The following is a 10,493-nucleotide window of genomic DNA, read 5'->3' on the forward strand; positions in this document are numbered from 1 at the left end:
AAATAAGAAAGCGAATTAAAGCCCGGTTGGTTTTTTTCACGAGATAGTTTTTTTCTGACCTTGGCGTGCTATAATGGTAATAGAAAGAGTAAAGGTGGGTAAGTCAAAGATGAATTGTACGATTAGAAATATGATTAAGTCTGATATTGAATCCTTGTCTCATGGATTTATGAATCAAGGTTGGCCTGGTAGAGAGGAAATTTTGGCTAGATATTTTCTGGAACAGGAAAGTGGGGAGAGAGAAGTCTTAGTTGCAGAGATTGATGGTGCTGTAGCGGGCTACGTTACCATTTTGCCCTCTGCTAAACATGGTCCTTTTGCAGAAGTCTATCCAGAATTATCAGATTTTAATGTGTTTGAGCCTTTTCGAAATCAAGGGATTGGGAATCAACTGCTAGAAGAAGCAGAAAAACGAGTCAAGTTTGTTTCGAGTAAGGTCACTCTTGGTGTAGGTTTGCACTTGGGGTATGGTCCTTCCCAGAGATTGTATATCAAACGAGGCTATATTCCAGATGGGACAGGTGTCTGGTATAGAAATAAACCGCTAGAAATGGGTGCAAGTTGTCAAAATGATGATGATTTAGTTTTATACTTATCCAAGGACTTACAATAAAACTGGAAACTTTTTGAAAATAGGGGATTTAGCTACTTTATGGTATAATGGAAAGAGTTAGATTGAAAGAGGTAGTGAGATGGATGCCAAATTAAGATACAAGGCAAAGAAAATCAAGATTGTCTTTTTTGATATTGATGATACATTGCGGAATTCAAAGACAGGTTTTATTCCAGCTTCAATCCCAACTGTTTTTAAGCAATTACGTGAGAAAGGAATTTTGACAGGTATTGCTTCTGGACGAGGGATTTTTGGTGTTGTTCCAGAGATTCGTGATCTCAAGCCTGACTTTTTTGTAACCTTAAATGGGGCCTATATCGAAGATAAAAAAGGTCAGGTTATTTATCAACATCAGATTGAGAAGTCAGATGTTGAGGAGTATATCTCTTGGGCAAAGCAAGAGGGAGTTGAGTATGGCTTGGTTGGGAGTCATGATGCCAAGTTGTCGACTCGCACCGATATGATTAGTGAAGCCATCAATCCAATTTATCCTGATTTAGATGTAGATCCTGATTTCCATGAAAAAGAAGATATCTATCAGATGTGGACTTTTGAAGATAAGGGAGATGACTTGCACTTGCCTGACAGTCTCTCAGACAAACTTCGCATGGTTCGTTGGCATCAACATTCGTCTGATATCGTGCCGATTTCAGGCTCCAAAGCGACAGGTGTGGAAAAGGTTGTGGAACACCTTGGCTTGAAACCAGAGAATGTCATGGTCTTTGGAGATGGACTGAATGACTTGGAACTCTTTGATTATGCTGGGATCAGCGTTGCCATGGGAATTTCTCATGATAACATCAAAGAAAAAGCAGATTATATTACAAAAACATTAGAAGAAGATGGCATTTTTGATGCCTTAGAAGGATTTGGTATGGTAGAAAAAGAATTGAATTTCCCACAAGTAGACATTGAAACAGTAGAAGGTCCTATCGCGACTATTAAGACTAATCACGGAGACTTGCGTATTAAGCTCTTCCCTGAACATGCTCCTAAAACAGTAGCTAACTTTGTTGCACTTTCAAAAGATGGCTACTATGATGGTGTCATTTTCCACCGTATTATCAAGGACTTTATGATTCAAGGTGGAGATCCAACTGGAACTGGTATGGGTGGCGAGTCAATCTACGGCGAATCATTTGAGGATGAATTCTCAGAAGAACTTTACAATATCCGTGGTGCCCTTTCTATGGCCAATGCTGGTCCAAATACCAACGGTAGCCAGTTCTTTATTGTGCAAAATCAACACCTGCCTTATTCTAAGAAAGAAATTGCTCGTGGTGGTTGGCCAGAACCGATTGCGGAAATCTATGCCAACCAAGGTGGAACCCCTCACCTAGACCGCCGTCACACTGTATTTGGTCAGCTAGCTGATGAAGCTTCTTACGCTGTCTTGGATGCCATTGCTACTGTTGAGACAGGAGCCATGGACAAGCCAGTTGAAGATGTTGTGATTGAAACAATTGAAATCGAGGACTAAGATGAAAATCGGTGATAAGCTAAAGGGCCGTATTACAGGGATTCAGCCCTACGGTGCCTTTGTTGAGCTAGAGACGGGTGATACGGGGTTGATTCACATTTCAGAGATTCGGACAGGCTTTATTGAAAATATCCAAGAAGCCTTGAAAGTCGATGAAGAGGTTCAAGTTCAAGTAGTGGATTTAGATGAATTTACAGGGAAAGCTAGTCTTTCTATCCGCACTTTGGAGGAAGAAAAGCACCAGTTTCCGAGACGGAGACGCTTTTCAAGCGACCGTTTTAACTACGGCTTTGCTCCTCTCAAACGAATGATGCCAATTTGGACCAAGGAAGCCCTTCAACATTTGAAGAATCAGAAGCACTAGTTAGAAACCTCTATCTTTTGTAATGTTAATATAAATCTGCTATAATAAGACCATGGAAGAAGAACAATTATTAAAATCAGGAGAGCGCATTAACCAGCTCTTTTCGACAGATATCAAAATCATTCAAAATAGAGAGGTTTTTAGCTATTCGGTGGATAGTGTTCTCTTGTCACGCTTTCCACGTTTCCCAAAGAAGGGCTTAATTGTGGATTTCTGTGCTGGTAATGGAGCGGTGGGGCTATTTGCTAGCACTCGGACTCAGGCACAGATTTTGGCTGTTGAGATTCAGGGGCGTTTGGCAGATATGGCTGAACGCTCTGTCCGTTTGAATGGTTTGGAAGAGCAGATGCAGGTCATCTGTGATGATTTGAAAAATATGCCTGCTTACATCCAGGGAAGTAAGGTGGATATGATTTTGTGTAATCCGCCTTATTTCAAGGTGGATCCTCATTCAAACTTGAACGAGAGCGAACATTATCTCTTGGCTCGCCACGAAATCACGACTAATTTGGAAGAAATCTGTCGTAGTGCCCAGAGTATTCTCAAGTCTAATGGGCGTTTGGCCATGGTTCATCGCCCTGATCGACTTTTAGATATCTTGGACAGCTTACAACGGCATAATCTAGCTCCTAAGCGCCTGCAGTTTGTTTATCCAAAAAGAGAAAAGGAAGCCAATATGCTTTTGATTGAGGCTATCAAGGATGGTTCGACAAGTGGCTTTAAGGTCTTGCCACCTCTCATTGTCCACAATGATGATGGCTCTTATACGCCTGAACTTGAAGAGATTTATTATGGATCATAAGGCTTATATGTACGTGCTGGAGTGCCGTGATGGATCTTACTATACAGGCTATACGACTGATGTGAGAAGACGCCTTGCTGTCCACAATAGTGGGAAGGGAGCCAAATACACACGAGCACGCTTGCCAGTCAAACTCATCTATGCTCAAGGTTTTGCCAGTAAGGAAGAAGCCATGTCGGCTGAAGCCCTTCTCAAGCGTAAGAAGAGGCCACAGAAGGAAAGATTTTTATCTGAAAATCAAGATAGAAATTTACTCAGTTATTTTGAAGAATCGTGAGGAGTCCTTTGACTCCTCTTACTTTTGTCAAAAAGCGAAAAAAATGCTACAATAAAGAGAATAAACAAAATGAGGTATTATCATGTCTAAGATTCTAGTATTTGGTCACCAAAATCCAGACTCAGATGCCATCGGGTCATCTGTAGCCTTTGCCTACCTTGCAAAAGAAGCTTATGGTTTGGATACGGAAGCTGTTGCCCTTGGAACTCCAAATGAAGAAACAGCCTTTGTCTTGAACTATTTTGGTGTAGAAGCACCGCGTGTTATCACTTCTGCTAAAGCAGAGGGTGCAGAGCAAGTTATCCTGACTGACCACAATGAATTCCAACAATCTGTATCAGATATCGCTGAAGTAGAAGTTTACGGTGTTGTAGACCACCACCGTGTGGCTAACTTTGAAACTGCAAGCCCACTTTACATGCGTTTGGAGCCAGTTGGTTCAGCGTCTTCAATCGTTTACCGTATGTTCAAAGAACATGGTGTAGCCGTGCCTAAAGAGATTGCTGGTTTGATGCTTTCAGGTTTGATTTCAGATACTCTTCTTTTGAAATCACCAACAACACACCCAACAGATAAGGTTATTGCTCCTGAATTAGCTGAATTGGCTGGTGTCAACTTGGAAGAATATGGTTTAGCTATGTTGAAAGCTGGTACAAACTTGGCTAGCAAATCTGCTGACGAACTGATTGACATCGATGCTAAGACTTTTGAATTGAACGGAAATAATGTCCGTGTTGCTCAAGTAAACACAGTTGACATCGCTGAAGTATTGGAACGTCAAGCAGAAATTGAAGCTGCAATGCAAGCTGCTAACGCAGCAAATGGTTATTCTGACTTTGTCTTGATGATTACAGATATCGTCAACTCAAACTCAGAAATCTTGGCTCTTGGTGCCAATATGGACAAGGTTGAAGCAGCCTTCAACTTCAAACTTGAAAACAATCATGCCTTCCTTGCTGGTGCCGTTTCACGTAAGAAACAAGTGGTACCTCAATTGACTGAAAGCTTCAATGCTTAAGATTTTGAGTGCTAATTCAAATTAGGAAAGGCTAGTTTGAATTATATCGAAAGGAGTTTCGGCTCCTTTTTTCTAGGAGTGAAGCATGTTAGAAAATGGCGATTTGATTTTTGTGAGAGATGAGTCAGATATGGGACAGGCCATCCAGACTTCCACAGGCAACTATAACCATGTTGCCATTTATTTGGATGGGATGATTTACCACGCTAGTGGACAGGCTGGTGTTATCTGTCAAGAACCTGCAGACTTCTTTGAGCCCAATCACTTGTACGACCTCTATGTTTACCCAGAAATGGATATCCAGTCTGTGAAGGAAAAAGCTTGCAAACATCTGGGAGCTCCTTATAATGCTTCTTTCTATCCAGATGGAGCTGGTTTTTACTGTTCCCAGTACATGGCAGAAATTCTCCCCATTTTTGAAACTATTCCCATGAAATTTGGAGATGGGGAGCAGGAGATTAGTGATTTTTGGAGGGAGTATTACAGAGAACTAGGTCTGCCGGTTCCTTTGAACAAGCCGGGGACCAATCCTAGTCAGTTGGCAGCATCGCCTCTGTTAGAAAGTAAAGAAAGGAATCTTCATGATTCAGATTTTTAATCCATCTCGTTTGACGAGACAGCCATTTTTTAGAGAATTGATCCACTATCTGGACCAGCATGATGATGTTATTTTACGGGAAATCAAGGCTCAATTTTCAGATGTGGCAGTTGATAAACTCATGGAAGAGTATATAAAGGCAGGTTTGATTCGTCGGGAAAATAAGCGTTATTACCTTAATCTTCCCATTCTTGAATCACTCGATAGTCTCGAACTGGATCAAGAGATTTTTATCAGCGAAGATAGTCCAGTCTATCAAGCCTTGTTGGAGCAGACTTTTGAGACAGAATTACGAAATCAAACCAATGCTGCTATTTTAGTTGAAAAGACGGACTTTGCGAGATCAAAAATGACTCTGTCCAATTATTTTTACAAGGTCAAACATCAGTATCCTTTGACAGAAAAACAGCAGGAACTCTATGACATTTTGGGAGATGTCAATCCTGAGTATGCTCTCAAATATATGACGACTTTTTTGCTAAAATTTCTCAAAAAAGATCAACTGATGCAGAAACGACGTGATATCTTTGTGGACAGTTTAGTAGTCTTGGGCTATATTGTCCAAAATGAAGATGGAAAGTATGAATTGGCCGTCGATTTTGATAAGGAAAGATTAACTTTCCACTTGGCCTGATTTCTTTTTTGTGAGCACATTGTTTGACTTTCCTTAGTATTCGGTATAAACTATATGTAACCGGTAACACATATCGGAATAAAACTAAAGGAGACAATCATATGTCACTTGAAAACAAATTGGAACAAGCAACAGGCGCTATCAAAGAAGGATTTGGTAAAGTTACTGGAGATGGTAAGACTGAAGCAGAAGGCGCTGTAGAAAAGACAGTTGCTAAGGCAAAAGAAGTAGTTGAAGATGCTAAAGATGCTGTAGAAGGTGCCGTTGAAGGTTTGAAAAACGCTTTTAAATAAAGATAAAAAAATCAAGGGTTTCATTTCCCTTGATTTTTTTATCTTATAAATAATTTTCTGCGACGGCTGCATCTCCTGGATAGGCTTCTTTCTTGCCTTGGACGATTTGGTAGCAATCGGCTCCCTTACCAGCGATAATCACAGCATCTAATTCTTGACTTGTGATAGCCATCGCTGCCTTGATAGCTTCTTGGCGAACGGCAATCTTTTCAACAGGATGGCTGATATAGCTACTGATTTCATCTGCAATGGCCATTGGGTCTTCATAGTTAGGGTCATCAGCAGTCAAAAAGACTTGAATCTCAGGGTGTTGATTGAGGAGGAGGCCAAAGTCCTTACGACGGCTTTCTCCCTTATTCCCTGTCGAACCTAAGACCAGAGCAATCTTTCCTGTTTGATGAGTCTCTACAACATTGATTAGTTTTTTGAGACTGTCACCATTGTGGGCGTAGTCGATGAAGACCTTAGCTCCGTTTTTCTGAGTGAGGACTTCCATACGACCAGGAACACGGGTTGCAACGATACCTTTTTTGATGTCCTCAAGACTAGCTCCGAGACGGAGGCAAGCAAGTCCAGCAGCAACGGCATTTTCTTGATTGAAGTGGCCAATGAGTTGGATATCATAATCTCCAGCGAGTTTACCCGTAGCTGAAAAACTAAAGGCTTTGGAATTCTCGATTTGGTTGCTCGACTGACTACCGTAGAAATCATGGTCTTGATCTTCTACTTGTTCTTTTAAGACAGAAAAGTGGTCCATGTCACTGTTAATGATAACTGCTCGGCTATTTTCCATTAAGAGACGCTTGTGGTAGAAGTAGTCTTCAAACGTCGGATGTTCAATCGGGCCGATATGGTCTGGGCTGATATTGAGGAAAACTCCCACATCAAAGGTTAGACCATAGACGCGCTTGACTAGATAGGCTTGACTGGATACCTCCATGATGAGGTGAGTGCGGTCATTTTGCACAGCTTGATTCATCATGTCAAAGAGATCGATACTTTCAGGGGTTGTCAATGCAGACTTAAAGAAAGTTTCGCCATCTAGAGTTGTGTTCATAGTTGACAACATAGCAGGTCGATGCCCTTGAGATAAGATGTTATAGGCGAAATAGGCTGCTGTTGTCTTACCCTTAGTACCAGTAAAGGCAAGGAGTTTGAGTTTTTTCTGTGGATTTCCATAAAATTCCATAGCAATCAAACTCATAGCTTTCTTGATATCACTGACGATAATGGCAGGAATACCAACTTCATAGTCCTTTTCAGCCACATACCAACCGAGTCCTTGAGAGATTGCTGAAAGAAGAAATTCCTTCTTAAAGGCAGCACCCTTGACGAAAAAGAGGCTCTTTTCTTTAGCCTTACGACTGTCATAGCAGATGGTGTCAAAGCTGACATCGCTGTAGTTGTAGTGATAGTGTCCTTGGTCGATAATCTCACGGAAGAGACCATCTTTCTTTAATATATCTAATACGATTTCAATCTTAATCATACTTTCTATTGTAAACCGAAAGTCGTAAATTTACAAGTGACAAGGAAAAGTTTATAATGGAAGATGAGGAATTTTTCCTAGTGATTAAAATAAAATGAGGAATCTATGTCTAACGAAAACAATCACCAGCAGGCCCAGATGTTACGGGGGACTGCTTGGCTAACGGCTAGTAACTTTATCAGTCGTCTACTCGGTGCCATTTATATTATCCCTTGGTATATCTGGATGGGGTCTTATGCGGCTACAGCAAATGGTCTCTTTACCATGGGCTACAATATCTATGCCTGGTTCTTGCTGGTTTCAACAGCGGGTATTCCAGTTGCGGTGGCCAAGCAAGTGGCCAAGTACAATACCATGCGAGAAGAAGAGCATAGCTTTGCCCTGATTCGGAGCTTTTTAGGCTTTATGACAGGACTAGGTCTTGTTTTTGCACTAGTCTTGTATGTCTTTGCTCCTTGGCTAGCAGATTTGTCAGGTGTAGGGAAAGACCTGATCCCAATCATGCAGAGCTTGGCTTGGGCGGTCTTGATTTTCCCATCTATGAGTGTGATTCGAGGCTTCTTCCAAGGGATGAATAACCTCAAACCTTATGCTATGAGCCAAATCGCTGAACAGGTCATTCGTGTTATCTGGATGCTCCTAGCTACCTTTATGATTATGAAAATGGGCTCAGGAGATTATCTAGCAGCGGTTACCCAATCAACTTTTGCTGCCTTTGTCGGTATGGTAGCCAGTTTTGCAGTCTTGATTTATTTCCTTGCTAAGGAAGGATTACTCAAAAGAGTCCTTGAAACAGGAGATAAGATTAATAGTAAGCGTCTTTTGATCGATACCATTAAGGAAGCCATTCCTTTTATCCTGACAGGGTCTGCTATCCAGCTTTTCCAGATTTTGGATCAGATGACCTTTATCAATAGTATGAGCTGGTTTACCAACTATAGTAATGAAGACTTGGTTGTCATGTTTTCTTATTTCTCAGCCAATCCTAATAAAATCACTATGATTTTGATTTCCTTAGGAGTTTCGATTGGTGGTGTAGGCTTGCCACTTTTGACCGAAAACTATGTGAAAGGTGATTTGAGGTCTGCCTCTAAATTGATTCAAGATAATCTAACGATGCTTCTATTGTTTCTTTTTCCTGCAACAGTGGGAGTGGTCATGGTCGGTGAACCTATTTATACCATATTTTACGGGAAGCCAGATGGTTTGGCATTAGGTTTGTTTATCTTTGCGGTCTTGCAGTCAACCATTTTGGGTGTATATATGGTTTTGTCACCAATGCTTCAGGCTATGTTCCATAACCGTAAAGCAATCCGTTACTTTTTCTATGGTTCAGTTGCTAAGCTAGTCTTGCAATTACCAACAATTTATCTTTTTCACAGTTATGGTCCTTTGATTTCAACATCAATCGCTCTTATCATCCCTATTATATTCATTTATCGTGAACTATGTAGGGTAACAGGAATGAGAGGTAATGTGGTATTTAGGAGAACGATTTTAATCAGTTTGTTGACTTTTGTTATGTTCATCGGTGTAGGCGCTATTCAGTGGATACTGGGATTTGTTTTCCAACCAAGTGGACGTTTGTGGAGTTTTCTATATGTAACTCTTATCGGTGCCATGGGTGGAGGAGTTTATGGAATTATGAGCCTCCGTACCCGTTTATTGGATAAGGTGATTGGAAAAGCCCAAGCAGATCGCTTACGAATCAAATTAAAGTTAACTTAAAAAATATTTATAAATAAAAGGGATAATTTGAACATTTCTATCATGAAATGCTTGAATTATTCTCTTTTTTATTAATTTGTAGAATAATAACTAAAGTTTGTAGATGGTAATTTAATTTTTCTTAAATTTTACTTAAAAATCTATTGACTAAATAAAACTCAAGTTGTATAATAAGACAAATATTTAAATCAGGAGGTTCTGGAGATGAAAAAGTCTAAAGCCAAGTATGCAGCACTTGCGGGTGTCGTGTTAAGTGCAGGTATTTTATTAAGCGCGTGTGGGAATTCTAGCACAGGGTCAAAAACATATAACTATGTTTATGTTAGTGATCCATCTAGTTTGAATTATCTAGCAGAAAACCGTGCAACAACCAATGATATCGTGGTTAATTTGGTAGATGGGCTCATGGAAAATGACCAGTATGGGAATTATATCCCATCTTTGGCAGAGGATTGGAGTGTATCCAAGGATGGCTTGACCTATACCTACAAACTGCGTAAGGATGCTAAATGGTATACTGCAGATGGAGATGAATATGCTCCTGTAACTGCCCAAGATTTTGTAACTGGTTTGAAATATGCAGCAGATAAAAAATCCGAAGCCTTATACTTGGTGCAAGAATCCGTTGCTGGTTTAGATGACTATATCAACGGGAAAACAAGCGACTTTTCAACTGTCGGAGTCAAGGCTCTTGACGACCAAACGGTTCAATATACCTTGACACGACCAGAATCTTACTGGAACTCAAAAACAACTTCAACCATTCTCTTCCCGGTCAATGCGGATTTCTTGAAATCAAAAGGTGATGATTTTGGGAAGGTAGACCCATCTAGTATTTTGTACAATGGACCTTTCTTGATGAAATCCTTTGTTTCAAAATCTGTTATCGAATTCAAGAAAAATCCCAACTACTGGGATGAAAAAAATGTCTTTGTGGATGATGTGAAATTGGCCTATTATGATGGTAGTGACCAAGATGCACTAGCACGTAACTTTGTAGAAGGGGTCTACAGCTATGCACGTCTCTATCCAAATAGCTCAAGTTTTGAAGGGATTAAAGAGAAGAATAAAGACAATATCATCTACAGCATGCAAAATGCGACGACATTTTTCTTGAACTTTAATCTAGATAGAAAATCTTATAATTTCACTTCTAAAACGACTGACATCGAAAAGAAATCTACCCAAGAAGCAGTT

At 40.3% G+C, this 10,493-nt stretch carries 12 protein-coding genes; 11 read left to right on the top strand and 1 reads right to left on the bottom strand.

Translation table 11 applies throughout. The features are described 5' to 3' along the window. Positions 1-109: 109 nt before the first annotated feature. The 9 genes from QZ565_RS05675 to QZ565_RS05715 all read left to right on the top strand — a co-directional run bounded on the left by QZ565_RS05675 (position 110) and on the right by QZ565_RS05715 (position 6,079). Positions 110-613, top strand: coding sequence for a GNAT family N-acetyltransferase (locus tag QZ565_RS05675; protein ID WP_125851739.1), 504 nt, complete (start codon positions 110-112; stop codon positions 611-613). Positions 614-692: 79 nt separating this feature from the next. Beyond that, positions 693-2,093, top strand: a complete 1,401-nt coding sequence (locus tag QZ565_RS05680; RefSeq protein ID WP_295526780.1) for a bifunctional Cof-type HAD-IIB family hydrolase/peptidylprolyl isomerase — start codon at positions 693-695, stop codon at positions 2,091-2,093. A 1-nt stretch (position 2,094) separates the two neighbouring features. Beyond that, a complete protein-coding gene (locus QZ565_RS05685) occupies positions 2,095-2,457 on the top strand; it encodes a S1 RNA-binding domain-containing protein (RefSeq protein ID WP_000689605.1) in 363 nt (120 codons plus the stop codon). 52 nt (positions 2,458-2,509) lie between these two features. Next, a complete protein-coding gene (locus tag QZ565_RS05690) occupies positions 2,510-3,259 on the top strand; it encodes a tRNA1(Val) (adenine(37)-N6)-methyltransferase (protein WP_295526783.1) in 750 nt (249 codons plus the stop codon). After that, on the top strand, positions 3,249-3,536 hold the full coding sequence (locus QZ565_RS05695) for a GIY-YIG nuclease family protein (protein ID WP_033689123.1): 288 nt from the start codon (positions 3,249-3,251) through the stop codon (positions 3,534-3,536). Before QZ565_RS05690 ends, QZ565_RS05695 begins: the two co-directional genes overlap by 11 nt. Positions 3,537-3,618: 82 nt before the next feature. Further along, on the top strand, positions 3,619-4,554 hold the full coding sequence (locus QZ565_RS05700) for a manganese-dependent inorganic pyrophosphatase (protein ID WP_000036046.1): 936 nt from the start codon (positions 3,619-3,621) through the stop codon (positions 4,552-4,554). Positions 4,555-4,639: 85 nt separating this feature from the next. Next, complete coding sequence (locus QZ565_RS05705) at positions 4,640-5,152, top strand: YiiX/YebB-like N1pC/P60 family cysteine hydrolase (RefSeq protein WP_295526790.1); 513 nt, start codon at positions 4,640-4,642, stop codon at positions 5,150-5,152. Then, a complete protein-coding gene (locus QZ565_RS05710; RefSeq protein WP_295526792.1) occupies positions 5,136-5,786 on the top strand; it encodes a DUF1803 domain-containing protein in 651 nt (216 codons plus the stop codon). The genes QZ565_RS05705 and QZ565_RS05710 overlap by 17 nt, the downstream gene beginning before the upstream one ends. A gap of 101 nt (positions 5,787-5,887) precedes the next feature. Further along, complete coding sequence (locus QZ565_RS05715; RefSeq protein ID WP_049488510.1) at positions 5,888-6,079, top strand: CsbD family protein; 192 nt, start codon at positions 5,888-5,890, stop codon at positions 6,077-6,079. A gap of 43 nt (positions 6,080-6,122) precedes the next feature. On the opposite strand, the gene QZ565_RS05720 is transcribed toward QZ565_RS05715, so the two are convergent. Beyond that, positions 6,123-7,568: a UDP-N-acetylmuramoyl-L-alanyl-D-glutamate--L-lysine ligase gene (locus QZ565_RS05720; protein WP_295526797.1), complete on the bottom strand. Its 1,446-nt coding sequence runs from the start codon at positions 7,566-7,568 to the stop codon at positions 6,123-6,125. A 105-nt stretch (positions 7,569-7,673) separates the two neighbouring features. Between QZ565_RS05720 and QZ565_RS05725 the strand changes: the two genes are divergently transcribed. Continuing rightward, positions 7,674-9,296: a polysaccharide biosynthesis protein gene (locus QZ565_RS05725; RefSeq protein ID WP_295526799.1), complete on the top strand. Its 1,623-nt coding sequence runs from the start codon at positions 7,674-7,676 to the stop codon at positions 9,294-9,296. Between the two features lie 204 nt (positions 9,297-9,500). After that, positions 9,501-10,493 (top strand): ABC transporter substrate-binding protein (locus QZ565_RS05730; RefSeq protein ID WP_295526802.1); only part of this gene is annotated, 993 nt, incomplete at its 3' end.

The sequence above is a fragment of the uncultured Streptococcus sp. genome (assembly GCF_915066115.1).
GTDB lineage: Bacteria > Bacillota > Bacilli > Lactobacillales > Streptococcaceae > Streptococcus.